Genomic DNA, 23,538 nt, shown 5'->3' on the forward strand with positions numbered 1-23,538 from the left:
CTCACCGCGTCGCGCCGATATGGCTGAGCAGATCGCGCACGGCTCCGGCAGGTGGCGTGCGCCCGCCCAGCCAGATGGCGCGCAGTTCGCGGCGCAGATCGAGCTCGGCGACCGGCACCGCGCGCAGCCTGCCCAGGGTGAGGTCGTCCTCGACCGCGAGCCGGCTCATCACGGCGGGGCCCGCGCCTGCCAGCACCGCCGCACGCATGGCTGCCGCAGACGACAATTCGATCGCGGGATCCGCTTGCTGTGCACCGTCGCCCAGCGCTGCGCGTAACGCGGTGCTCAGCGCATCCCTGGTACCAGAACCGACCTCGCGGGACACCAGGGGAGTGCCGTTGATCTCCTCGGCGCCGACCGCTGAGCGGCGGGTCCATTTGTGGTTCGGCGGCACCACCACCACGAGCTCGTCTCGCGCCACCACCCGGCTGTGCAAACCCTTTGGGGTGCCCGGAGATTCGATGAATCCCAGCTCGGCCGAGCCGTCGCGGACCGCTGCGATCACCTGATCGCTGTTGGCTGCGGTGAGGATCACCTCGGGAGCCCGAACACCCCGCCGTTGCGCGTCGGCCTGCAGCGACACCAGCCAACGAGGCATGAGCTGTTCGGCGATGGTCAGACTCGCGGCCACGGTCAGCCGATTGTGGCTCTCGGTGCGCATCGCGGCCAAGCCGGCGTCGACTCGTTGTGCCACGTCGAGCAACTGGTCGGCCCATTCGGCGACCACCACGCCCGCGGGGGTGAGCTGCGATCCGCGCGTGCTGCGCCGGACGAGTTGAACACCGGTCTGAGCCTCGATCGAGGCCAGCCGTGACGACACGGCCTGCTGGGTCAGTCCCAGTTCCCGCCCCGCGGCGCCCAGGCTGCCGGTCCGCGCGATGGCCAACAACACCTCGAATGCCGCCAACTCGGGCATTCGCGCACTCAGGGCCACGGCTCGAATCGTAACGCAGGTCACAAATCCGGCTTGTGAGGAAGGGGAGGTTGTCACCGATGGTGAACCGTGGTGTAGTGTCGCCATCGTGACTATCGGTGTGTGTGCCAGCTATTGGCGCTTTATCAAGGCTCCGGGCGGAGCCGATAAAGCGCAGCAGTAAGCACGCATCCACCCGGAGCCCAGGCAGTGACCACCAGGTTGCTGCCTTTCGTCATTCAAGGGCGCCGGACATCCACCCAGGTGCCCACCACCAGGAAGGCACCCGAACATGAATCTGGCGCAGATCGCCAACCCGCCCGCGACGTCGGATCGGCGAATCCGCAGCTTCAGCGCCATTCCCAGCCCGCACGACGTGCTCACCGAGTTCCCGCTGGGCGCCCGGCGCGCTGAACGGGTCGCCCGCGACCGCGACGAGATCGCCGACATCCTCGCCGGACGCGACGACCGACTGCTGGTCGTGGTGGGGCCGTGCTCGGTGCATGACCCGGCCGCGGCGCTGGAGTACGCGAGCCGCCTGGTCAAGGTCGCCGACGAACTCAAGGACCGGCTCAAGGTCGTGATGCGGGTGTACTTCGAGAAGCCGCGCACGACGATCGGTTGGAAGGGCCTGATCAACGATCCGGGGATGGACGGAACGTTCGACGTGGCTCGCGGTCTGCGTATCGCCCGCCAATTGCTGCTCGACATCATCGACATCGGACTCCCGGTCGGGTGTGAGTTCCTGGAGCCGACCAGCCCGCAGTACATCGCCGATGCCGTGGCGTGGGGCGCGATCGGCGCCCGCACCACTGAATCCCAAGTGCACCGGCAGCTGGCGTCGGGCCTGTCGATGCCGGTCGGGTTCAAGAACGGCACCGACGGCAACATCCAGGTCGCGGTGGATGGTGTGAAAGCCGCTGCCGCTGAGCATGTTTTCTTCGGGATGGACGATCTCGGGCGCGGCGCCGTGGTGAGTACGGAGGGTAACGAGGACTGCCACGTGATTCTGCGCGGCGGGACCGACGGGCCCAACTATGACGCCGAATCCGTGTCGGATGCCGCGGCGAAGCTGTCGAAGGCCGGGTTGCCCGGTCGCGTCGTGATCGATTGCAGCCACGCCAATTCGGGCAAGGACCACGTGCGCCAGGCTGTCGTCGCCGCCGAGGTCGCCGCCATGGTGCGCGACGGTGCGCCGGTCAGTGGCGTGATGCTGGAGAGCTTCCTCGTCGGCGGGGCCCAGGCGCCCGAGGCGCGGCCGCTGACCTACGGGCAGTCGGTCACCGACAAGTGCATGGATTGGGCGACAACGGATCTGGTGTTACGCGAGCTCGCCAAGCGGCCTTAAGTACCGCTCGGCTGCGTGTACTTCGCGGCGTTACGGTCGAATTCCGGCTCTTTGGTGAAGTCGAATTCGATGAGCACCTCGCCGTGCGGGTCGTGCGGCGCCCGGGTGACCACTACGGCGGCACCCGGGCGCGGCACCCGCCTCGTGGTGGTGACCATGTTCGCGGTGACGCGCTGCGCACCGGATTCGGCGGCGAATTCGACGACCACCGTGAACAGCGGCCGGCTGTCACTCCAGCGCTCGAGAAAGGTGACATCGCGCAGGACACCGGGTGTCCGGATGCCGTACTGACGCATCGAGGCCATCCACGCCTGACGTCTGCGGGTGTAGCGGATGCCCGCCCACGCGCTCGTCGTGGCGATCGCCGCGCCGGCCCAACACGCGACGCTCGCCAGGGCGATGATCCCGCCATCGAATCCACCGACCCACAGCGCCACGATCAACAGGCCGACGCCAACCCCGGAGAACGCGGGTATCGCCGCGATCCGATTCGCCGTGGTTCGCTGCCCGAATCTGTCGCGGGCCTGGTCGGCGGTCAGGCCGATGAGCAACCCGGGCAGGAAGGTGTACAGCACAGAGGCGACCCACTGCCACACCGCCGGCGGGTTCTGCTCCCGCACACCGTAGAAGAACAGTGCGGCACCTGCGCCGGACGGTATCCACAACACGAACGTCACCACGGCGAAAAAGCCCAACATTCCCGGAGCGTCGAGGGGCGGTGCGGTGATCCGGTTGCCCTTCTCGCTGACGGAGAAGTGCGGCAGGGTGTCCTCCCAAGCGGGACTCTCGATCGCGGAAGAGATCTCGCTGGTCATACGCGGCTCCCTTCACTTCCGCTGGATGAGCCACCCACCTTGCCAGCAACTGCGGCAACCGGAACGCCGCGACCGCCCAATCCCGGCGATTCTCACGAAAAGCTCACAGGTTCAACATAGTTCGCTGCAGGTATGCGAATGAAGGTGTGAGCACTGTGGTGAGGAAGAGACGAAAACGTGAGTGGCCGGGCCGGCCGCGCGACGTGTGGGCGGAGGCCTCCCGGCGCCACGGCGTGCCATCGCTGCCGCGACCGGAGGTTCCGAATTGGCGCGATATCGACGTGTTCGGCAGTCGCGTGCTGCTGCATCCCGCGACGCCGTCACCGCCGGCCACGGTGGGATTCGGCGCCTTCACGGCGATGCTTGCCCTGCTCGCGTGGTGGAAGGACCATCCCACACTGCTCGTCGGCGCGCTCGGGGTCGCCGCCGCGATACTCGTGTCCGTCGGCTGCTTTTGGATGTGGTGGGTACCGGCCCGCCAGGAACGACGGCTATCTCGTACCCACGCTCGCGCGTTGGACTACGGCGTCGGCACCCACGCGTACCGAACGCGTTTCACGCGGCCGGAGGAAAGCAGTCAGCCGAGGACGACGTCCTTGCTGATCGACGAACGCCTACCTACTTTCGCCGCGAGCCGCCTGCAGCACGCGGTCCGGGATTGGCTGGCCCACGTCACGGCGGACGCGGCGATGAACGCCGAGGCGGTGCAACTACTCGGCCGCCGATGGGTGGTCCCGATCACCGAGATCTTCGGGCCCGACGCGCACGGCGGCTGGTTGGTGATCGACCAAGGTGATGACGACACACCGTGGCGGCTGCTGATCGACCGGCCGGACGGCCCCGAGGAGTACTTCTACGACGAGGTCATGGCGATCGACGGGCCGCCCGGGCGGCTCTATCTCGAGGGTGCCTAGCGGTCGTCCGACGGTGCGTCGGCGCTCCACGTGCCCGGCATCATCGGGACCGCGGTACCGCTGCCGTACGAATCCTCGGCCAGCGTCGTCAGCCCTGCCGGGTTCGTGGCAGTGGATTTGGTTGCGGTACCGGTGAATCCGAGATTGCCCGCGCCCCGGCTCGACGCGGAAGCGGCGGCCCGCTCGGGCGGGGGAGCCGAGCCGTCGTCGTCCATGCTCAGATACTCGTAGCGGTAGCCGCGTTCCTTGACGTCGGCGCCACGTCGCTTGCGGCTCTTGGACCTGTCGCGAGCGACCGCCGACGCCGCGGCTGCCGCGGATGCGGCGGCGCTGTTCGAGGAATGCGCCACATCGACCGCGCTGCTTCGCATCGACGGGCCGAACCCGAATCCGGGGCCGTCGCCGCCCACGGCGTACGCACTGGTTTCCACGCCGGTGACCGTCGGGGTCGGCGCCGGGGCCGTGGCGACCGTGGGCGATGCAGGCGACGGCGGGGCCGGCGCGCTCGCGGGCACCGACGGCGACGAGGGCCCGGGCAGCGCGGCCACCGGAGCCGGCTCAGCGGGCTGGTTGACCGCCTCGGGGGCCGGTGCGTCGATCGGTATGTTGTAGTTCTGCGCAAGGCCGATGAGTCCGAGCAGGCCCAGCATGGCCGGAGACACCGCGCCGATCACCGCGGCATAGAGCGGGGTGCCCAGCACGGCGAAGGTTGCCGCGTACGCGCCGAGGAAGAACACGTTGATGTACGTGGTGAACAGCAACGACGGGTCGGCGATGATCTCGGCGAGGATCTGGGGAATCCGCCACGGCTGCAAGATCAATTCCTTGAGCTGGACATACATTCCGTGGAAATGCTCGGAGTTCTCGGCGAGCCACTTCTCGATCGGGTCCTCGAAGGTCAGGGCAAGTCCCGACTCGGTGGCCCGCGCCTGTGCGGCCGTCTGCATCAAAGTGGCTGATGCCGTTGCCGTTTCGCTGACACCGGGGGTCAGCACGAACGGCGCCACCGTGGTCTGTGGTGCCGACGTCACGGCCACTTGCGAGGTGGCCTGGTACACGGTCATCGTCGTCGCGGCCTGAATCCACATCCGGATGTAGTCGGCCTCGTTGACCGCGATCGGGATCGTGTTGATTCCAAAGAAGTTGGTTGCCACCAGAACGCCGAGGGTGGCTCGATTCGCCGTGAGTTCGGCCATGGTCGGCATCGCAGCCAGCGCCGCGCTGTAAGACGCTGCCGCGGTTTCGATCTGGGCCGCGACACCGGCGCTCGCCGCGCTGGTCTGGGTGAGCCACGCCAGGTACGGGACGTGTGCCGCCGCGTATCGCTCGGCGCTCGGACCCTGCCACGCCCCGGCTTGAACCGTGCCCAGAACAGTGCTGAGTTCGGCTGCCGCGGAGGCATATTCGGCGCTCAGTGAATTCCAGGCGCCGGCCGCGGCGAGGAGTGGGCCCGGCCCCGGCCCGCTGCTGAGGAGCGTGGAATGTACTTCGGGGGGCAGCGCCATCCACACCGGGGCGGTCATCGCCGGTCTCCTCTCCGTCGCTTTAGCTAGTACAACTCAACAAAGTTTGGTTAGCGTAAGCTAACTTACCGAAATTTGCGGAGAAATTGGCTCCTCCGCAAACTCACACCTAGCTCAGCGTCGGTACGTCGACAGGTTGTGTGCGAGTTCGTCGAACAGCGCGTGATTCAGCCGGAACGCGACCTTGACCTCATTGACGACGGCTTCGGCCTCGTCGGTGCTCAGGGCGAGGCCGTCCAGGCGAGCCCGGTAGTCGTCCTTGTACGGCTTGGGCCGCATCGGGAAAGCGTAGAAACTCAGGCCGGCCCCGTTCAGGCCGAAGGTGCGGTCGAGTATGCGGCCGATGGCCTGTCCGCCCGAGAGGTCGCCGAGGTAGCGGGTGTAGTGATGGGCGATGAGTGAGCCGGCCCAGGAACTTTCGGCAATCCGGCCGCAATATTCGCGTGTTGCAGGTGAGTCGACAACCCGCGGAGCGTCGGGCGCCCAGTGGTCGAGGTCGGCATCGATGGGGCCGAGCCGCTCCAGTGCCGGGTCGTAGACGGCGGCAATCAAGGGGTCGGCGTGATGGGCGCGTACGGCGTCCTCGAGTGCGGCGTAGATGGCCCGCAGCCGCACCAGGTAGTCGACGTAGCCCTGTTCGTTGACGCGGCCGCTCAGCAATTCCGACATGAACGAAGACTGCTCGGCGGCGTCGTGCTCGGCCTGTGAGTTCTCGCGCATCGCGGCGGACAACGATCGGATGGCCTCGGGGACAACGGCGCTCGGCATGCTTCGCTCCAGGTGAGTTTTAACGACAGATTGTCAACATGATGCCGACAATCTGTCAGAAAACCTAGCACCGCATCGCACGGCGTGGGGGTTTACCTTTTCGCGCCCAACGCACGCAGGACGAATCGTTCGATCGCCGCCACCGGCAGATGCCGTGGCGCAAGGCAGGCGTGGATCAACGACATCGTGGCGGTCTCGTCCTCCACGACGAACTCTCCCGCGGCCACCCCTTCGGTCAAGATCTCCCGGAGTACCTCTTCCACCACCACCACGTGCTCGCGGATCGCCAGCATCGCGTCCTCCGACAGCGCGCCGTAGAGGTGAACGCCCATGCCCATGTGGAATTGCTGCCCGGCGTCGAGCTGATGGCGGATGTAGACCGACAGGCGTTCCCGCGGATTGTCGGCCTCGGCCAGCGCGGCCCGAAGTCCTTCGAGGTACCGGCTTGTCTCATGGGACACGAAGGCGACCACCACGGCGTCCTTGTCGGGGAAGTGGTGGTAGATCGCCGTGCGCCCGATACCGGCCACGGCGGCGAGCTTGGCCATCGTGATGGCGTCGAAACTGTGGTCGGCCATCAGCGTGGCGAACGCGGCGAAAACACGCCGCTGGACCTGCTCGCGGTGTTGTTCAACCGATGCGGCGCTGATCCTGGGCACGCTCGACTCTAACGCCGGCCGCAGCCCGTGAAGCTGTGGGTTCGACACGCCGCCCGGGCGTGTCGTGGGTCCGGCCCGACAACCCGTCTTCAGTGCGATATCGCACTTACGACTCCGGCGTGATCCGTGCGGCCAGCATGGTCGTCCACTCGGTGAGGTACTCGTCGTCCGGGGTGTCCGCGGCCTGGAAGAACATGGCCGTCGCACGCTTGCCGAGCAGCGCGTTGATGCCGACTGTCGCGATGGTTCGGCTCTGCGCGGGCTCCAGATCGGCGACCCACCCGTGGATCCAGTCGTCGAGTTCGGTGTAGAGCCCGTCGACGAGCGCGGCGTAGGCATCGTTGAGGCGCGACGAGCGATCCGACGGTGTGCGCGCGGCGATTTGCAGGAGCTGGCTCTCCTCGTCGATGACATTCAGCAGGTATCTGCCGAGCAGGGTCAGCTCGGTGCGCAGATCGCCGAGTCCGGCGAACATCGCCCGGATGTCATGCATCGCTCGCCTGCGGTCCAGCTGGCGGTCGATGCCCGCCTCAAGAAGGGATTCCTTGGATTTGAAGTGGTGGTAGAGCGCGCCCGACCCCGCCGCCAGGCCGGCGGCCGCTTCGATCTGCGCGACGCTGGTCGCCCGGTAACCCTGCTCGCTGAACAGCCGCATCGCCTCGGTCACCAGGCGGTCGCGGGTCGTCGTCTCCGTCATTGACCGCTCCAAAGTGTTCACTTAGTATCGTCAAGTAAACACTTTAGCAGGGTGAGGGAGGGCTCGATGGCGGATCCAGACCGCGCGGTTCCCCGGGGTAGGGTCCGTCGCACGATGCCGCTGGCGGGCTTCACCGCCCGCGCTGCCGGAGGGCGTGTGGTGGCGGCGCTGCGCAAGCAGGCCGGCGATGCCGGTGCCGTCGACCGCTTCCACGAACGCACGGCCGAGCGGTACGCCGAGTTGCTCGGGCATTCCAAGGGCGTCCTGATGAAGGCCGGTCAGATGGTGTCGATGGTCGACGCGACCGCGGTGGGTTTCGGCGAGCTGTCGCCCTATCAACGGGCGCTGACCCGGTTGCAGGGCGACGCCCCGCCGATGGATGCCCGGTTGGCTCGCGAGGTGGTCGAGGCCGATCTGGGCCGCGCTGTCGCCGACGTGTTCGCCGACTTCTCCGATGAGCCGATGGCCGCGGCGTCCATCGGCCAGGTGCACCGCGCGACGATGCGTGACGGGCGTGAGGTGGCCGTCAAGGTTCAGTATCCCGGTGTGGCAGAAGCGATTCGCGATGATCTTGCCAATGCCGAGTTGCTGACCACCTTCGTCCGCTTCATGAACTCGACGGTCCCGGGATCCATGCCCGATCTGCGCCGGGCGTCTCAGGAGCTCACCGAACGGATCTCCGAAGAACTCGACTATCGGCACGAGGCCGCCAACATCACGGCGTTCAGCGAGCTGTACCGCGATCACCCGTACATCCGGATCCCCGAGGTGGTCTCGGAGGCCTCGGGCGACCGGGTGCTGACCATGACGTACCTGGATGGCATGGACTGGGCGGAGGCGCTGACCGCGGACCAGGACCTGAAAAACTGCTGGGCCGAGGTCATCTCACGGATGCTGACCGGTTCCTATCGCCACTCGAACCTGTTCCATGCCGATCCGCATCCCGGCAACTACCGGTTCCGCACCGACGGCACCGTGGGGTTCGTCGACTTCGGCTGCGTGAAAGTGCTTCCATGGCAACGTCGCTGGCAGATGTTGCGGATGGCCCGCGCCGTCGTAGAGGGCCGCAAGGAAGATCTGCGCGATGTGATGGCCGAATCCGGCTTTCTCGCCGAGGATTCCACGTTGACTGCCGAAGAGGCATACCAGTGGTGGTCGACGCTGATGCACGAGTTGCTGATTCCTCAGCCCGTCACCTACACGCGGGAGGCGTCTGAACGTTCGGTCCGGTCGCTGCTCGATGTGCGCGCCACCGACCATCCCGTGCGCCGCATGTCGGTGCCGGCGGACTTCGTGTTCTTCTCCCGGCTCAACCTGTCCATGAATTCGATCTTCACCGCGTTGGGAGCGACGTTCTATGCCCGAGCATCGCTCGATGACATGGACGGCGTAATCGAACCCGTCTCGGACCTGGGCAAGCAACACATTGCCTGGGTCCGCCAGCGCGGCTTGCCGTTTGGGATGGATCACCATGACGAGCAGTGAGGTGGTCACGGCCCGGCTGCCGTGGGATGCCGCGGACCCGTACCCATTCTACGAGACCTGCCGCGCCCACGGTGACGTGGTGTGGGACGACGTCGCCCACGGCTGGCTCGTCCTTGGCTACGAGACCGCGCGGCGGGTGCTCGGTGGCAAGGAGTGGACCAGTGACCCGATGGCGAACCCGATCGCCCGCGCCAACATGGATCCGATCAGCCTGCAGTTCTCGGGCCGGTCCATGTTGATCGCCGACGGCGCGACCCACCGACGGCTGCGGGGATCGGTGCGTGACGTGTTCACGCGCACGTTCGTCACCGGGCTCGCCGAAGGGGTCGACGCGATCGCGTCCGCCGTCATCGACGAACCCGCGCCCGACACCGAATTCGACTTCATGTCCCGGATCGCGCTGCCGATCCCGATGGGAGTCGTCGCGGAATGGCTGGCCCTGGATCCCGGCACCGCGGACTTGCTCGCCGAGCTGTCACCGGCGATCATCCGGATGCTCGGCACCCTGGCCGACACCGACGAGACCCGGGCCGGAGCGGCCGCGGCCGCCGAACTGATGGGAGAGTTCCTGCCACTGGCCGCCGACCGCAGGCAACATCCCGGCGATGACCTCCTGAGCTTCATCGGGGGCGATCCCGATCTCGAACTTGAGGACGTCGTCATCACTGCGATCCTGATCGCCGTCGCCGGACATGAAACAACAGCAAATCTCTTGGGCGCCGGCCTGATTCGCTTGCTCACCGAACGCCCCGACGGAACCCGGCTGGTCGATCACATCGACGCTGCCGACCCGGCAGTCATGACCGAGCTACTACGCCTCGACAGCCCTGTCCAAGCGGCGCTACGGACTGCCACCGAAGACACGCGGATCGGTGACGTCGCCGTCGAGGCGGGGGCGACGGCGCTCGTCGTGGTGGCCGCCGCCAACCGCGATCCGCGGGTATTCGACGATCCCGGTGAACTTCGTATCGACCGAACCGGGCCCGCCCCACTGACTTTCGGCTACGGCGCGCACCACTGTCTCGGCGCCAGCTTGGCTCGGCTGGAAATCAGCACAGCGCTCCCGAAGATCCTCGCCCGTCGGCCCAGGCTCGTTGGCGCGCCGGTCTGGCGCGATACTCCGGCGATCCGCGGGGCACTGCGCATTCCGATGGTATTTGACGCGTAGGTTCGGTTCGCCGGATGAAATGGGCTATCAGCGCGGCTGCCGGTTTCGCGTGGGTCTCCAGCAAGGAGTAGCCGCCCGCGAGGGCACGAGCCTCCACGCACGGCAATGCCACCGAGGTCCGCATCGGCTCGGGCGTTGGCGATCGGCGCAACCAGGTGCAGCAACAGTACGGTAGGCTGCTGCCAGCAGGTTAGCCGGTTGGGGGATTGGCGTGGCAAACGAATTAGAAGTGAACGCTGATGGTCTCCGTGCGTCCGCTGCCAGTAGCGCCTCCCTAGCCTCGGCATTGAGTGGAGCGGCCTTGGGCGCAGCGATGAGTACGCGGGCGAGCAGTGCAGGTGTTGCGGCGTTCAACGCGGCGCTTACGTCCGCACGTGACCGTCAATCGAATCGCATCTCAGGCCAAGCCCGCGACTTATCGACGAGCAGCGCTGTCTACACCTCCACCGACGATAACGGTGCTGCCTCGATTTCAAGCACGATATGAACGCAATCAGTCCATCTCTCGGTCAACCGACCCGTTCGGAGATCGAGAACTGGGACACCTCAGACCTCGATAGTGCGGCTTCCTACTGGAAAACATCGGCTATCGAATCCGAAGACGCTTTTGAACAGCATCAGCGAAACGTCGCCGCACCTGGTGGTACGGACTGGGAGGGCGACGCCAAAGATGCTGCGGTCGATCGCGTCACCGCCGATGTCGCTGTGGTCCGCAGTCAAGCTGGTGTAGTGCGCGAGGCTGCCAGAATTGCCGAGAACGGCAGCGTGGACATAAAGGCAGCACAACGCAAAGCGCTTGAGGCGATCAGCGAAGCCGAGTCCGACGGTTTTAGGGTCGGTGAGGACCTATCAGTGACTGATGTTCGGAGAGTCGATATCGACACCATGGCTGCCCGTCAGACGGCTGCCAGGGAGCACGCCGAAAATATCCGTTGGACCGCCGAACAACTCAGCCAGACTGATCATCTTGTCGGACAGAGGCTCGAGTCAAAAGCGGGTGAGCTTGACGGGATTCAATTCGGCGGGCGATCAGACGACACTCAGGTAAGCATGTTCGGTCGCGACGACGAAACTGACGTCAAAGAAGACGTAGAGGGCGAGCCCAAAGCTTCGCCCGGAGCGCTACCGGGAGAACCGGGCGGTCCTGAGTTTGTGATCGCGCCGCCGACCAAGCCCAAACTCGAATGGGATGAAGGTTTCGAGTACGGTTCCGCCAAGCCGACGTGGCAAGACTATGTCAAGCGAATGGAATGGCTGGCAAAGCTAGCAGGGGGCCGAATGATTCGATCGGATCTTGACGACGCTACCCAGATGTACCGGCATTATTGGGATAACAACGGCGAACCCATTGAGTTTGATTACGAAGAAGCTTATCAGGAGGACCCTGGAATTAGAAAAAATGTCGACGGTCAAATTGCTCGCGCACAACAAGGTGCAGAGGAACTTATTCGTGCCGGCAACACATCATTTTCGATGACCGGTGACCCAGTACCCTCCGAAGCCTATCCAACCACTGAGAACTGGCAGAAAGCTATTGGCGGCTATCAACAGTGGAGCAGTGCGGACGTTCAGGTTGAGGGGAACAAAGTGACGATGACAGTCACTGTGCACGCTGAAGACCACTACAACTTCAATCGGGGACAAGCGGATATTGCCACGGGTGCAGCTGACAACGAAAATGGCCGCTTCACCGAACTCGGCTGGGCCAAACCCTTTGACTCACATGGAGAAATCACCAGGACGATCACTTGGGAGCTGGGCAGTGCACCAACACAAGCCGGCGAGGGATCACCGCAGTTCAACCCAGGGCGTGAAGACAGGGCAGACGGTAGAGGAAGTCCCGGCGGTGTCGAATGGCCCGACAACAATCGCAATACAGGAGTATCAGTGCCGTGACGCATCGGATCGCCAAAGCACTCGTACTGACCGCGACTCTGCCGTTGATTGTGTTCAACGCTGGATGTTCGCCCACGCCAGGCAATCCCCGCCCGACGGAGACCAGCATGAATGAGCCGGCAGGTAAAAGCACCTCCAACCCGGTACGCCACGAACTTGAGCCACTTACCAAGAGGTTCGCAGCGTTAGGAACCCCGGTGGCGGCGTCCTGGGTGAGCGGGGATATGGGCGATCCGCGCGTGGCCGGACCTTCCCTCTACTGGATCGACTCGGTGGTGGAGCTGACTCCCGGCACAGCGAGCGATCTGAAACAGCGGTACCAACCTGCTCCGTCGAACGAGGCGCCCGACGTGTGGAACACGTTGCGCGGGAGCCTGCCGACTGGAGGCTATCTTACGAGTCCCGAGCTGGACGCGGCGTTCACATCGACGAAGATCAAGACGAAGGCCTTTCTCGCAGAACATGATCCGATCATCGTTCTGACAGCTGTAGGGGAGTAGCTCGCCATGATGCCTGGCGGTCTACACACGCGCGTGGCGCTAGCTCGCGGGCATCGGTAGAGCTCGGTGATAGCTCGCCGTGCTCGCTGCGCGCCGTCACCATACGCAAGGCGCGCATCGCCGGGCCGGCTCGTTTGAGGCCAAACCGGCCGGAGGGGGCCGAAAATCGATCCGGGGCAAGGCCCATCATGCATCCGCTGGTAGTCGAGGCACGTCAGCAGCTGTTGGCCTCGGGGAGAGCTGATCGCCTCAGTTGGACTTCCGAATGACTTGGCCGACGTTACGGTTTGGCCACGAAACGGGAGATGTCGGTGCTGTATCGGTTGCCGATGCCGGCCGAGCTGCGCATTTACCACCTTGCGGATTGAGGGCAGCTATCGTGGGACGGCGATAGCTACGGCCCCAAGTGGAGGCCGTCATCGGGCGGCCTATCTGCGGTGGCTGCAGGCGCGGCATAATCGCTGGACCATTACAAGCATTTGCCTTTTGATCCGGCGACAGGCCGGCTGGCGATGTGGCGTGATGTGGCGTGTTCGAGGATCACGGTTGCGGTGGCATGGGCTTCTCAGGTACTGCGCGCAGCGGCTCGCTCGGCTGCCCGTTGAGTTCTGCACCGGCACCGCCGGTTTCGTAGCGTCGGATGGTCTGGCGGATCTCGTCGGTTGCGACCTTGTAGATATCCACCACCGACGTAATGTCGCGCCGAACGCCAGCGTCCTTGCCGTGCTCGAAGGTTGTCACGAACTTGACACTTTTACCGTTGAGGTTCAGCCGAATGATTGGCTTCCTGTTGTTGTCGTCGAGCAGAATCGCGAAGTAGGACTTGCTGTCCCGATAATGGACACGTTCCGGTGCAACCTCGGACACCGCGATCGCCCGAACGATGTTGAACCCTTCCAGTTCTTCATCTGTCGTCACTACGCCGGGGTCAGTCACTCCGTCGGCCGTGGCCACTACTGCTTCAGCGATTGCGGCCTGCCCGATCGGAGATTGCGGCGCAGCGTTCGATTGAACGATTTCTGTCGAGCGATTCGGGTCTGGCGCGTCGTCGCCGAGGGCAGTCTTCAGTCGGCTGTTGACCTGATCGCCCACGTACTGATTGAGCGCCTTCGCCACCAGCGGTCTGAACTGGTCGACAACTTTCTGCGTGGTACGGCCCTCATAGATGCGGTTTACGAAGAAACGCACCCATTCTTCGGATGGGTCTTTGACCTCGGCTGCGATGATCCGGCGAATACCGCCTATGTACTTGAGTTCTTCGGCGGCGTTTACCACCGAGTCGATGTCGAATGATTCCTTTGAGAACTTCTGGATCTCAGGGACCAGCGTTCTATCGATGTCTAGAAGATCGAAGATCAGAAATGGCTATTCGTCCATTCGGTTCGGCATGTCGCCGTCGGTGTAGACATGATATTGCTGTCCGTTCGTCAAGATGGCGATGCGGGCCGACGTGACAGCGAAGTAGCGGAACAGCTGGGATGCGTAACGGAGGTCTAGCGGGTCGCCGATCTTTTTGCATTCCATTAGTATCTGAACTTGCCCGTCCTTGAAGATCGCATAGTCGACCTTCTCGCCCTTTTTGACTCCGACATCGGCAATGAATTCCGGCACAACCTCGGACGGGTTGAACACATCGTAACCAAGCACATTCGAGATGAACGGCATGATGAACGCGTTCTTTGTTGCCTCCTCGGTCAGTACCGAGTGCCGCATGTCGCGGATCTTGTTGGCAATTGTCGCAAGTCCGTCAGAAAATGCCATGGCTGTCCCCTCTGTTGACCCTCGCGGCAGACTGTAGAGGATAAAGGCGACAACTTTCAGGTGTTCGCTGCAAGAACGGGTGGGTCTTACACCCCAACGATGCCCAGGCGATCGACGTCCTGCGCTTCCAGTAGGGCGGCGCGGACGCCGCCGACGCGGGGTTCCTGGTCGACGGCTACCAGAACGGCAACGCGGGCAGTGGCAACGTGTTCGGCCCCACCACCCCCCGCGTGGTGTCGCCGTCCGTCCCAGAGGGCACCGCCGTGTTGGGTGCTGGAACCAGCTCCGGCTGTACGTCCGTGAGGGCGTACGGATCGACGTGGACGCGGGCGGTGTGCTGGTCACCAAGAACCAGGCTGTCCTGCGCGCGGAAACCCGCGTCGGTGTCGGCGTGCTCAAGCCCAGCAGCTCGCCGTCGTGGATATGGCTGCCTGACGATGGCGTGGTGGGATGACGCGCTGAATGCTCACGTGACGGCCGACCAGCTGGAGGGGGTTCGTCACCGTTGAAGAGGCGGCCCACCAGATGGGCGTCACCCGCCAACGGGTTCACCAGCTGGTGGAACAGCGGGTGCTCCGGACAGCTGGATAAGGCGGGGCCATGGCTGGTCCAGCCCGCCGTCACCAACCGCACATGAGCGCGTTCGCGGTCCGGGGACTGGTCATTCCTGTCGTCCGCGCGGCCGCCGCTCTAGCGTCCGATAAGCCCCGCCCGGCGCTCGTATGTCGCCATGGCCTCCCTGACGAATAGACGGGCGGCATGAAGGGCCATATCGAACCCGCTGTCATCGAATAGATGGGAGTCCGGGCGTTGAGTGTCCGACCAGTGATAGCCGTGCGCGGTGGACGACCCGATGCGCCATAGGTGCAGCGCGGTGAACCCATCGGCAGACTTGGCAGCGATCAACGTATTCAACATCGATAAGGTGTCGGGGGGCTTCTTCAACTCGACGCCCAACGTGTCCGCGCGAGACTTGAGCGGCAATATCGCGTCGTCAAATCCAGCCAATATGGCGTCTGCCTGTTGCGCCAGATTGTGATTGGCGGCGGTGCCGGCCATCGTTTGGAAGGCCTTGCGTTGCTCGTCTATATTCACGAATTCGATTTGTAAGCAACGTATTGACGCTCGCGCGACTCGTCAGGCGCGAGCATCCACCGCGCCCGCGCAGATGCCAGGAGGGCTGTTCGTAGCGAGGTGAACGGCGCGTAGTGGCGCATCGGCTCGTCACGAACCATCGCGTCCACCACCGAGCCCAGATGATCCAACGCTGTGATGACGCAGTAGTGGGCAACTGGACCTGCTTCCGACCCTGCGTCCGCATCGGCCGCAAGATCGCTCCTTGGACGCGGACTTCGGTCTACCCGTCCCTTGATGGTCCAGGGGTCGCCGACCTCCTGGTACCAACTGACGACTCCGCGACGTGGTCCGCTGTCAAGGTTCATGCCCTCAGTGTGGCTGCGCGCACCGACACGTTCGGGCTGCTTACTACCGCCCGTCGGTATAGCCCGCTAGATTCCCGCCTATGGGGGCGTGGCGTAATTTCAAGCGGTGGTGGCGCGAATGGTGGGCCGACACCAAAGGGTCAATCGCAGTCATCTCAAGCGCCATTGCGCTGGCCATCTTGGTGATCGCCGTCCTTCAATCCATCGACTTGATGGAGAAGTATCCCCGGATCAACTGGGGCAACGTCTGGGAACCCTTCGCAGCCGTCGGCACTATCGGAGCCGTCGTGGTGGCGCTATGGCAGTCGGTCGTTATCCGCCGACAGGCCAAGGACGACGCCGCGGAAGCAGCCACGCGGTTTCAAGCCGAGATTGAGGCCGCTAACACGCGCACCGTCCAGGAGGTTGAAGCCGCCGAGCGGCGCTCAGCACGTGAACTGACACATTCCCGCGAACTGCACGAGGTAGAGATGGCGAACCAGCGTGAGCTGGCGCGCATACAGCGTGTCCAATTGCTGGAGCAGTCGCAGAAGCAACAGGTCGTGGTGCTCAACCGCGCGGTGGACGCCCTAGGTCACCAACTGGCCAAGTTGTGGAATGAAGGCACGAAGATCGCGCGGCTCGATAAGTATGAGGACCGAGTCAACGGGATGGATCAATTGAGCAAGGAATTGTCTTTGGCCGCAAAGAATATGGTTCAAGAAATCGCGGCCGCCCATCTGCTGGTCCAACGTCAAGAGATCCACGACGCCCTCGACAATCTCAACCTGGCCGGCCAGAACGCCATGTACGTCGAGATGCAACTCCGAGAGGCGTATGTCGCCGGTCGCCAGTTGAACCCCAGCCCAATCCCCGGCGCGATGGAACTCATACACCAGCGAATGCGGGTCGTTTGGACCCTCGCTGCCGACCTACTGCGTACCGGCTACGACGACGAGGTCTACACCTAACCGGGAGTCGAAACTCGGCGCGCCGGTCGCCGCCCCTGGCACTCGTCAGGGGTTGTACCCCAGGGCGTCAACCGAACGATTTTCGCGCTGCCGCAATGAGTCCGGGCCGACCTGATCGTGCCGCTGACCAGGGCGGACTCAGCTCGATGCTATCTCGTTGCTGCACCGTAGAATCGCACAATTTGCAGCGGGTAGATTGCGAGCGCCGGGACCGTCGAGTGGTGCAGCTGGTGTTGGCCGGTGCCAGCTACCGGGAGGCTGGGGCGGTGGTGGGGTTGAGGTCGCCCAGCACGGTCCACGCGATCATGCAGAAGGCGTTGGCAGGCGATGCCAGACACGATGTGCTGGCCTCTCAATCGGGGGCGATGTTCTTGGAGCGGTCGGAGTCGTTGATACGGGGCCAACTGGTCCGACGCGATGGCGGGGGACTATCAGGCGTCGGTGATGGTGCTTCGTCAGATGGATGAGCAGGCCCAGGTGCTGGGCGTGTATGCGCGCGCCGCCGCCCTACGTGGCTGAGAACCACTCTGCTCGTTGATCGCTGCACGCCAACGCGTTCGGCTGTTGGTGCGATATGCGGGCGGTGCCCTGACCGGGTTCCTTCTGACCCGAAGGGGTTCTTTGGGTGGGTCGATCGAAATACGGTGCCCAGTGGCCCGGCCCCGGTGATCGGGGGTCGGGCTGCCGTTTGTCTGGGGGTGTAGCGGCGGAGGTCCATCTGCGCGTCCCTGCGATGCCTCCGCGCTGACCGGCGCGTCGGCTACACCACCACGGTACCTCCGTTGCGAGTTTCTGGTGGTTGGTTCGCGCGCAACCGCTGGTGCACGCATATGCGTATCAGTCTGCAGTTTCGTAAACAGCTTGTGCCACTTGTAGATTCGGCGTAGTCAGAGTTACCGCCACCACCATGCCGACCAACACCTACACCGCGCCGACCAACCCCGCCGACCCCCACCATACGGCCATCACCGAGGACGATCCGGCGGAGGTGCCGCGTGACCGTGCCCGTGTGCTGCTGGCCGGCCGTGGGGCCGACTGGGACAACCCGCTCGGGGTGGCCCGTGCGTTGACGGTCGCGGCGACCCTCCTGGACCTGATGTGACAGCTGCTCGAACGCAATCACCGAAGCCGGACCTCAAACGTGTATCGAGCAAACCGTGTGACAGCGGAATGCATTGTCAATTCGTACAGACCGGGATTCTTGGCATCGAACACAAAACCGGCCGCAGCGCAACGTCGGTTGAGCATCCCCTTCGGCTCTGGCACCGCGACGTCGGCCGAACCTTGACCGCACTCGACGCCCGACTGATCGGTCACCGTGAAGTTGAACCCGAGCAGCGTGTTCGGCTCGATCGTTCCGAACTCGACCACGAACGCCACGTGGATGTTTGCGCGACAGGGGAACTCGGGAACCCAGTAGTACTCCCATCCACCGCCCACGAGATCCAGCAGACCATCGACGGACAACGCGATGCTGTTTGCAGGGAACAGGAGTCGGACGGCGAGACCGCGATCCACGTCCTCCGCAGTTGCTGGTCGGCCCTGAAACACCAGTACTCCGCCGCCCCCGCCGCCAGACCCGGGAAATTCACCGTTACCACCGGCAAGGTCGATCTTCATTTCGCGCTCGACGTCGGAGGGCAGGCTGGCGATTCCCACGATGGTCAAGACGCCGCCCGAGCCGCCACCGCCAGCCAGACTCCCGCCCTCTCCACCGACCTTGAACACGGCGTTGCGGAAGTCCATGTGCGTGGCCCCGGCCTCGTACACGGTGACGGTCCACAGCAGCGCCGTGATCACGTCGGGCGGGGCGGCGATCTCACCGGACTCGCGGGCCTTGTCCTCATGGGCACGCTTGGTGTCCAACAGCCACTTCACCGTATAGATGGCCAGGTTCGCGGTGGTGTCGATGACCTTGTGGTGGTTGCGGCACATCAGGATGAGGTTGTCGAACCCGTGCCGCTCCTCGTCGGTCTGCGACGCCAGGTACCGCGGCCCGCCGACGTTCTGCGCGTGGATGTGGCAGACCTCTCCGATGATGGTCCCGGTCTCAGCGGTCACCAGCTGCGTCGAGCAGTCGGGGAACGCGCACTGGTTCATCGACAGCGCGTAAAGCTGCCTGACGGTGGACTCGCGGGGGCGGTCTAGATTCACCATCCACACCACGGTAATGGCGTTTCGATAAGCGGATCGCTAGCGCGCTGCCAGACAGGTGGACGGGCCACGCGCTGCGTCACCGCTTCGCCACCACCGCCTACCGCGCCACCGGGGACTGCGGGCCGTCCAGGAACTGTTGGGCCACGCCAGCCCACCACTACGGCCGTCTACACCGCCGTTGACGACGACGCGATGCGCCGGGCCGCGCAGGGAGCGGCAATCACCGTGAAGTGGGGGAGCGGCGCGGAGCAAAAGCAGCTCAGCTAAAGCGCCCTCCGACGGCTGGGGGCACGTGTGGGGGCATGGGGTGTCTTGCAGGTCCCCAAAACACCGTCTGAACTGGTCAGATGGTGGTGCGCGATACTGGGATTGAACCAGTGACCTCTTCCGTGTCAGGGAAGCGCTCTCCCGCTGAGCTAATCGCGCTGGTCGAAACTTTTGGAGGTGGAGACGGGAATCGAACCCGTGTGCACGGCTTTGCAGGCCGTTGCCTCACCACTCGGCCACTCCACCGCGGGGGTTGATGCCTTTCGCACCTTCGAGCGGATGACGGGATTCGAACCCGCGACCCTCACCTTGGCAAGGTGATGCGCTACCAACTGCGCTACATCCGCGCGCCACGAGCGAGATCGTCGCCCGTCGCGAAGCAGAACACTAGTCCACTGAGGCGTGCAGACACAAATCCCCATTACGGGCGGGGAACGAGCGCCCAAAATCAGTGTTTCAGAACCGGTCGTACCCAACGCGGGAAATCGCAAAACCATGGCCCGTCACCGAGTCCCGGCCGGCGATCCCGCCATCGCAGGCTTTCGCGCCGCAGTGCTCCGGCCGTCCGTGGGTCGCCGTACGCGACGGCTCGCCGGCGCCGAGGATGCAACCCACGGGCGGCGGCGTGAAGGCCGGGAGTTCGTCGTTGTGGCGTTCGGCCGATGTCGGGCGCCGGGCCCTGACCGCCACTGGGAGCGCGGTCCGTCGGATCAGTCGAGCTGTGGCATCCCGACGTGAGCGGGGCAGCAACCCGTGAAAGGCGAGGCGAGTATGAGAAACGCCATTTCGGCGGGCCTTCGATGCGCGGTGGCGTTCATGCCTGGCAAACCGGGTGACATGACCGCGGGGATATCGATTCTGGCCGCGCCGGCCAAGCGTGCTAGTCTTCGACGTCGTTCCCCGGTCTCGTAGCTCAGTGGGAGAGCGTCCGCCTCACACGCGGAAGGTCGCTGGTTCGAACCCAGCCGGGACCACTCAGTTCGCCCCGATCACCTGCCACTCGGCAGGTGTGATCCCTCGTTTCAGACAGTGCGATATCGCATGTGATATCGCACTTCAAGGTCGTATGCCGCCTCGGAAATTCGCCTGAAGAAGCCGAAGCCAAGCCAACGACACACAGCGCTTCCTGACGGAGGGTTGTCGGCCGGATTCGGTAGGGTCCTCCGACGTGACTCAGAGCTTGCCTGTCGTCAGATCCGTTACCGCCCGCCTGGCCGAGGAACTCGCCGTGGGGGAGCGTCAGGTTGCGGCGGCCGTCCAGTTGCTCGACGAGGGCTCGACCGTGCCGTTCATCGCGCGGTACCGCAAGGAGGTCACGGGCAGCCTCGACGACGGTCAGCTGCGCACCCTGGAGGAGCGCCTGACCTACCTGCGGGAGCTCGATCAGCGGCGTGAGGCAGTGCTGGCGTCGATCGAGGAGCAGGGCAAGCTGACCGACGAGCTCAAGGCCGCGCTGCTGGCCGCCGACACCAAGGCCCGCGTAGAGGACATCTACCTGCCCTACAAGCCCAAGCGGCGCACCAAGGCTCAGATCGCCAAGGAGAACGGGCTTGAGCCGCTGGCCGAGCGCCTGCTGGCCGACCCGACGCTGGTACCCGACGAGGTCGCCGGCGAGTTTCTCAACGAGAACGTCGCCGATGCCGCCGCGGCGCTGGAGGGCGCACGTCACATCATCATCGAACGGGCCTCCGAGGACGCCGAACTCGTGGGCGCCACCCGCGAAAAGTTCTGGGCCGACGGTTCGCTACGCACGGCGCCGGCCTCCGATGAGGCCGCGAAAAGCCCTGCCGCCCAGAAGTTCCGCGACTACTTCGAATTCTCCGAGCCGCTCGAGAACATGCCGTCGCACCGCGTGCTGGCGGTCCTGCGCGGCGAAAAGGAAGAGGCGCTGTCGCTGACCTTCGACGGCGGCGACGACGAGACGTACCAGGCGATGATCGCCCAGTCGCTGGGCATCGACATGACCAAGAACGCCCCGGCGACGCCCTGGCTGGCCACCACCGTGCGGCTGGCGTGGCGCGCCAAGCTCATGATCTCGGCCTCCGTCGACGCGCGTATCCGCCTGCGGCAGCGCGCCGAGGAGGACGCCGTCGCTGTGTTCGCCCGCAACCTCAAAGACCTGTTGTTGGCCGCGCCTGCCGGAACCCGCACCACCCTCGGACTGGACCCGGGCTTCCGCACCGGGGTCAAGGTGGCCGTCGTCGACGCCACCGGCAAGGTCGTCGACACGTGCGCGATCTTCCCGCACCAGCCGCAGAAGCAGTGGGATCAGGCGAAGGCCACGCTGGCCGCGCTCATCGCCCGCCACAACGTCGAACTGATCGCGGTCGGCAACGGCACGGCCTCGCGTGAGACCGACGCCCTGGCCGCCGAACTCATCTCCGACATTCGGGCCGCCGGCGCCAATGCCCCGGTCAAGGCCATGGTCAGCGAGGCCGGTGCGTCGGTGTACTCGGCATCGGAGTACGCGGCCCGTGAGCTGCCGTCACTCGACGTCACGCTGCGCGGCGCGGTCTCGATCGCGCGACGCCTGCAGGATCCGCTGGCCGAGCTCGTGAAGATCGACCCGAAGTCGATCGGCGTCGGGCAGTACCAGCACGACGTGACCCCGGGCTCGCTCGCCCGCAGCCTCGACGCCGTCGTCGAGGACGCCGTGAACGCGGTGGGCGTCGATCTCAACACCGCCTCGGTGCCGCTGCTGTCGCGGGTGTCGGGCGTGACCGAGTCGCTCGCCGAAGCCATCGTCGCGTACCGCGAGAAGACCGGCGCGTTCCGCAGCCGCAAGGCGCTGCTCGACGTTCCACGCTTGGGCCCCAAGGCGTTCGAGCAGTGCGCAGGCTTCCTGCGGATCCGTGACGGCGAGGACCCGCTCGACGCTTCGGGTGTGCACCCGGAGTCCTACCCGGTGGTGCGGCGAATCCTGGATCGCTCGAACGTCAGCCTCGCCGAACTGATCGGCGACGAGCGCACCCTGCGTTCGCTCAAGCCTGCCGAATTCGCCGACGACCGGTTCGGCATCCCGACCGTCACCGACATCTTGGCCGAGCTCGAGAAGCCGGGACGTGACCCGCGTCCCGCGTTCTCGACCGCGACTTTCGCCGCGGGCGTGGAGAAGGTCGCCGACCTCAAGGTCGGCATGGTGCTCGAAGGTGTCGTGACCAACGTCGCGGCCTTCGGCGCCTTCGTCGACGTCGGTGTGCACCAGGACGGCCTCGTGCACGTCTCGGCGATGGCCGATCGCTTCGTGTCCGATCCGCACGAGATCGTGAAGTCCGGCCAGGTGGTCAAGGTCAAGGTCGTCGACGTCGATGTGGACCGCCAACGGATCGGGCTGAGCCTGCGGCTCAACGACACCCCGGAACGCGGCCAGGGCAAGCGCCCGGACCGCAATGACCGTGGCGGTCAGCCCCGGCGCGACGGCGGCGGCAATCAGGGCCGCGGGGATCGTCGTAGCCAGAACCGGGGCAACAACTCCGGGCGGCGGGATTCGAACAAGCCGATGGGCTCGATGGCCGAGGCGCTGCGCAACGCCGGTTTCGGCAAGTAGCTCCTACGGCGTGGGTTCCGGAGTGTGGTCGCGGTTGCGCCACGACCGGTAGCCACGGTGCGCGGCGAAGGCCCCGATGATCGCGGTGATACACCACACCCCGATGGCGGTGTACGCGAGCGGGGCTGACAGGTCGCCGATCGACGCTCCGAGTGCGGTGTAGACGAACGCCCGCGGCACGGACCCGATGAACGCGCCGACGGCCATCTGCCACAACGGAACTCCGAACGCGCCGAACGTGTAGGACGCCAGCGCATCGGAGATGCCCGGGACGAAGCGTTGCCCGACGACGGCCCACAGCCCGCCCCGTTCGATCTGGCGGTCGAGACGGTCGGCCCGCTCGGCCCCGAGCAGCGCCCGCGCGCTGTCACGGCCGGCCCGCCTGCCGATGAGCCTGGCGATCACCGCCGTACCCACCGTCGCGCCCAACGTCACAAACGTGCCGAGAACCGGTCCGAACAGCACACCGCTGCCCGCCGCCAAGATCGGGCCCGGCACGAACAGTGCGCCCAGGACGGCCGACACGAACACGTAGGTCAGCGGCGCGACCGGGCCGGTCGCGGCGGCCGTCGCGCGAATGTCGTCGACATCGACCACTCGCGCCACGGCGACCAGGTAGAACAGGCCGAGCAGAAACGCCGCGAACGCCGCCAGGCGCAGGATGTGGCGCCGTCGGCCGATGGGCGCGGATTCGTCGGTGTCAGACATGCTGCCGACGATTCTTCCGC

22 protein-coding genes, 4 tRNA genes and 1 pseudogene are annotated in these 23,538 nt (G+C 65.1%); 12 read left to right on the forward strand and 15 right to left on the reverse strand.

Annotated elements, in window-relative coordinates; translation table 11 throughout:
* Position 1: 1 nt before the first annotated feature.
* Positions 2-934, reverse strand: coding sequence for a LysR family transcriptional regulator (locus tag AWC31_RS01130; protein ID WP_085141988.1), 933 nt, complete (start codon positions 932-934; stop codon positions 2-4).
* Positions 935-1,205: 271 nt separating this feature from the next.
* Between AWC31_RS01130 and AWC31_RS01135 the strand changes: the two genes are divergently transcribed.
* Positions 1,206-2,261, forward strand: coding sequence for a 3-deoxy-7-phosphoheptulonate synthase (locus AWC31_RS01135; RefSeq protein WP_085141990.1), 1,056 nt, complete (start codon positions 1,206-1,208; stop codon positions 2,259-2,261).
* On the opposite strand, the gene AWC31_RS01140 is transcribed toward AWC31_RS01135, so the two are convergent.
* Positions 2,258-3,076, reverse strand: coding sequence for a hypothetical protein (locus tag AWC31_RS01140; protein ID WP_085141992.1), 819 nt, complete (start codon positions 3,074-3,076; stop codon positions 2,258-2,260). The genes AWC31_RS01135 and AWC31_RS01140 overlap by 4 nt on opposite strands.
* A gap of 158 nt (positions 3,077-3,234) precedes the next feature.
* Between AWC31_RS01140 and AWC31_RS01145 the strand changes: the two genes are divergently transcribed.
* On the forward strand, positions 3,235-3,990 hold the full coding sequence (locus AWC31_RS01145; protein ID WP_234816669.1) for a hypothetical protein: 756 nt from the start codon (positions 3,235-3,237) through the stop codon (positions 3,988-3,990).
* Here AWC31_RS01145 and AWC31_RS01150 read toward each other — a convergent pair.
* From AWC31_RS01150 to AWC31_RS01165, 4 genes are all read right to left on the reverse strand, one after another.
* On the reverse strand, positions 3,987-5,513 hold the full coding sequence (locus tag AWC31_RS01150) for a PPE family protein (protein ID WP_085141994.1): 1,527 nt from the start codon (positions 5,511-5,513) through the stop codon (positions 3,987-3,989). The two genes, AWC31_RS01145 and AWC31_RS01150, sit on opposite strands and share 4 nt — an antisense overlap.
* A gap of 114 nt (positions 5,514-5,627) precedes the next feature.
* Positions 5,628-6,281, reverse strand: a complete 654-nt coding sequence (locus tag AWC31_RS01155) for a biliverdin-producing heme oxygenase (protein WP_085141996.1) — start codon at positions 6,279-6,281, stop codon at positions 5,628-5,630.
* A 92-nt stretch (positions 6,282-6,373) separates the two neighbouring features.
* On the reverse strand, positions 6,374-6,940 hold the full coding sequence (locus AWC31_RS01160) for a TetR/AcrR family transcriptional regulator (RefSeq protein ID WP_085141998.1): 567 nt from the start codon (positions 6,938-6,940) through the stop codon (positions 6,374-6,376).
* A gap of 106 nt (positions 6,941-7,046) precedes the next feature.
* Positions 7,047-7,637: a TetR/AcrR family transcriptional regulator gene (locus AWC31_RS01165; protein ID WP_067851311.1), complete on the reverse strand. Its 591-nt coding sequence runs from the start codon at positions 7,635-7,637 to the stop codon at positions 7,047-7,049.
* 66 nt (positions 7,638-7,703) lie between these two features.
* Between AWC31_RS01165 and AWC31_RS01170 the strand changes: the two genes are divergently transcribed.
* The 4 genes from AWC31_RS01170 (at position 7,704) to AWC31_RS37050 (ending at position 12,686) form a co-directional block, all read left to right on the forward strand.
* Positions 7,704-9,122: an ABC1 kinase family protein gene (locus tag AWC31_RS01170; RefSeq protein WP_085142000.1), complete on the forward strand. Its 1,419-nt coding sequence runs from the start codon at positions 7,704-7,706 to the stop codon at positions 9,120-9,122.
* Positions 9,109-10,290, forward strand: a complete 1,182-nt coding sequence (locus AWC31_RS01175) for a cytochrome P450 (protein ID WP_085142002.1) — start codon at positions 9,109-9,111, stop codon at positions 10,288-10,290. Before AWC31_RS01170 ends, AWC31_RS01175 begins: the two co-directional genes overlap by 14 nt.
* Positions 10,291-10,773: 483 nt before the next feature.
* Positions 10,774-12,186 (forward strand): hypothetical protein, encoded by a 1,413-nt coding sequence (locus AWC31_RS37710; RefSeq protein WP_234816670.1) that lies wholly within the window; start codon positions 10,774-10,776, stop codon positions 12,184-12,186.
* Entirely contained in the window at positions 12,183-12,686 is a 504-nt protein-coding gene (locus AWC31_RS37050; RefSeq protein WP_133060057.1) for a hypothetical protein, read from the forward strand. Before AWC31_RS37710 ends, AWC31_RS37050 begins: the two co-directional genes overlap by 4 nt.
* A gap of 540 nt (positions 12,687-13,226) precedes the next feature.
* On the opposite strand, the gene AWC31_RS37590 is transcribed toward AWC31_RS37050, so the two are convergent.
* Positions 13,227-13,961: a hypothetical protein gene (locus AWC31_RS37590; protein WP_207626269.1), complete on the reverse strand. Its 735-nt coding sequence runs from the start codon at positions 13,959-13,961 to the stop codon at positions 13,227-13,229.
* Between the two features lie 90 nt (positions 13,962-14,051).
* Positions 14,052-14,447 carry a type I restriction endonuclease gene (locus AWC31_RS37595; protein WP_207626270.1) on the reverse strand — a complete coding sequence of 132 codons (396 nt, stop codon included), beginning with the start codon at positions 14,445-14,447 and terminating at the stop codon, positions 14,052-14,054.
* 319 nt (positions 14,448-14,766) lie between these two features.
* On the opposite strand from AWC31_RS37595, the gene AWC31_RS38100 reads away from it, so the two are divergent.
* On the forward strand, positions 14,767-14,901 hold the full coding sequence (locus AWC31_RS38100) for a hypothetical protein (protein ID WP_264051989.1): 135 nt from the start codon (positions 14,767-14,769) through the stop codon (positions 14,899-14,901).
* 236 nt (positions 14,902-15,137) lie between these two features.
* Here the strand turns inward: AWC31_RS38100 and AWC31_RS01200 are convergent, their stop codons facing one another.
* A complete protein-coding gene (locus AWC31_RS01200) occupies positions 15,138-15,542 on the reverse strand; it encodes a hypothetical protein (protein ID WP_085142008.1) in 405 nt (134 codons plus the stop codon).
* Positions 15,539-15,889, reverse strand: a complete 351-nt coding sequence (locus AWC31_RS37055) for a hypothetical protein (protein ID WP_133060058.1) — start codon at positions 15,887-15,889, stop codon at positions 15,539-15,541. Before AWC31_RS37055 ends, AWC31_RS01200 begins: the two co-directional genes overlap by 4 nt.
* A gap of 80 nt (positions 15,890-15,969) precedes the next feature.
* Between AWC31_RS37055 and AWC31_RS01205 the strand changes: the two genes are divergently transcribed.
* Together AWC31_RS01205 and AWC31_RS01210 are read left to right on the forward strand one after the other, a co-directional pair.
* Entirely contained in the window at positions 15,970-16,839 is an 870-nt protein-coding gene (locus AWC31_RS01205; RefSeq protein ID WP_085142010.1) for a hypothetical protein, read from the forward strand.
* A gap of 907 nt (positions 16,840-17,746) precedes the next feature.
* Entirely contained in the window at positions 17,747-17,941 is a 195-nt protein-coding gene (locus AWC31_RS01210) for a hypothetical protein (RefSeq protein ID WP_085142012.1), read from the forward strand.
* A 17-nt stretch (positions 17,942-17,958) separates the two neighbouring features.
* Here AWC31_RS01210 and AWC31_RS01215 read toward each other — a convergent pair whose 3' ends face one another.
* Complete coding sequence (locus tag AWC31_RS01215; protein WP_133060059.1) at positions 17,959-18,996, reverse strand: hypothetical protein; 1,038 nt, start codon at positions 18,994-18,996, stop codon at positions 17,959-17,961.
* A gap of 44 nt (positions 18,997-19,040) precedes the next feature.
* On the opposite strand from AWC31_RS01215, the pseudogene AWC31_RS37715 reads away from it, so the two are divergent.
* Positions 19,041-19,263, forward strand: a pseudogene (locus AWC31_RS37715) (tyrosine-type recombinase/integrase); the annotation flags it as partial.
* An 84-nt stretch (positions 19,264-19,347) separates the two neighbouring features.
* Here AWC31_RS37715 and AWC31_RS01220 read toward each other — a convergent pair.
* From AWC31_RS01220 to AWC31_RS01230, 3 genes are all read right to left on the reverse strand, one after another.
* A tRNA-Val gene (locus AWC31_RS01220) sits at positions 19,348-19,422 on the reverse strand.
* Positions 19,423-19,435: 13 nt separating this feature from the next.
* Positions 19,436-19,509, reverse strand: a tRNA-Cys gene (locus AWC31_RS01225).
* Positions 19,510-19,537: 28 nt separating this feature from the next.
* Positions 19,538-19,610: transfer RNA gene (locus tag AWC31_RS01230), tRNA-Gly, on the reverse strand.
* 555 nt (positions 19,611-20,165) lie between these two features.
* Here AWC31_RS01230 and AWC31_RS01240 point away from each other — a divergent pair.
* Both AWC31_RS01240 and AWC31_RS01245 read left to right on the forward strand, forming a co-directional pair.
* Positions 20,166-20,237 (forward strand) — tRNA-Val (locus AWC31_RS01240).
* A 194-nt stretch (positions 20,238-20,431) separates the two neighbouring features.
* Positions 20,432-22,810: a Tex family protein gene (locus AWC31_RS01245; RefSeq protein ID WP_085142018.1), complete on the forward strand. Its 2,379-nt coding sequence runs from the start codon at positions 20,432-20,434 to the stop codon at positions 22,808-22,810.
* A gap of 3 nt (positions 22,811-22,813) precedes the next feature.
* Here AWC31_RS01245 and AWC31_RS01250 read toward each other — a convergent pair whose 3' ends face one another.
* Positions 22,814-23,518 carry a TVP38/TMEM64 family protein gene (locus AWC31_RS01250; protein WP_085142020.1) on the reverse strand — a complete coding sequence of 235 codons (705 nt, stop codon included), beginning with the start codon at positions 23,516-23,518 and terminating at the stop codon, positions 22,814-22,816.
* Between the last annotated feature and the right edge of the window lie 20 nt (positions 23,519-23,538).

The organism is Mycolicibacterium wolinskyi (assembly GCF_002101965.1).
Classification (GTDB): Bacteria; Actinomycetota; Actinomycetes; order Mycobacteriales; family Mycobacteriaceae; genus Mycobacterium; species Mycobacterium wolinskyi.

Bases quoted from the DNA above. Each gene is read 5' to 3' on its own strand.
- AWC31_RS37055 (WP_133060058.1), bottom strand. From the start codon at position 15,889: ATGAACCTTGACAGCGGACCACGTCGCGGAGTCGTCAGTTGGTACCAG.
- AWC31_RS01165 (WP_067851311.1), bottom strand. From the start codon at position 7,637: ATGACGGAGACGACGACCCGCGACCGCCTGGTGACCGAGGCGATGCGG.
- AWC31_RS01175 (WP_085142002.1), top strand. From the start codon at position 9,109: ATGACGAGCAGTGAGGTGGTCACGGCCCGGCTGCCGTGGGATGCCGCG.
- AWC31_RS01210 (WP_085142012.1), top strand. From the start codon at position 17,747: ATGCCGACCAACACCTACACCGCGCCGACCAACCCCGCCGACCCCCAC.
- AWC31_RS37595 (WP_207626270.1), bottom strand. From the start codon at position 14,447: ATGGCATTTTCTGACGGACTTGCGACAATTGCCAACAAGATCCGCGAC.
- AWC31_RS01250 (WP_085142020.1), bottom strand. From the start codon at position 23,518: ATGTCTGACACCGACGAATCCGCGCCCATCGGCCGACGGCGCCACATC.
- AWC31_RS37710 (WP_234816670.1), top strand. From the start codon at position 10,774: ATGAACGCAATCAGTCCATCTCTCGGTCAACCGACCCGTTCGGAGATC.
- AWC31_RS01215 (WP_133060059.1), bottom strand. From the start codon at position 18,996: ATGGTGAATCTAGACCGCCCCCGCGAGTCCACCGTCAGGCAGCTTTAC.
- AWC31_RS01170 (WP_085142000.1), top strand. From the start codon at position 7,704: ATGGCGGATCCAGACCGCGCGGTTCCCCGGGGTAGGGTCCGTCGCACG.
- AWC31_RS01205 (WP_085142010.1), top strand. From the start codon at position 15,970: ATGGGGGCGTGGCGTAATTTCAAGCGGTGGTGGCGCGAATGGTGGGCC.
- AWC31_RS01135 (WP_085141990.1), top strand. From the start codon at position 1,206: ATGAATCTGGCGCAGATCGCCAACCCGCCCGCGACGTCGGATCGGCGA.
- AWC31_RS01150 (WP_085141994.1), bottom strand. From the start codon at position 5,513: ATGACCGCCCCGGTGTGGATGGCGCTGCCCCCCGAAGTACATTCCACG.
- AWC31_RS01155 (WP_085141996.1), bottom strand. From the start codon at position 6,281: ATGCCGAGCGCCGTTGTCCCCGAGGCCATCCGATCGTTGTCCGCCGCG.
- AWC31_RS01140 (WP_085141992.1), bottom strand. From the start codon at position 3,076: ATGACCAGCGAGATCTCTTCCGCGATCGAGAGTCCCGCTTGGGAGGAC.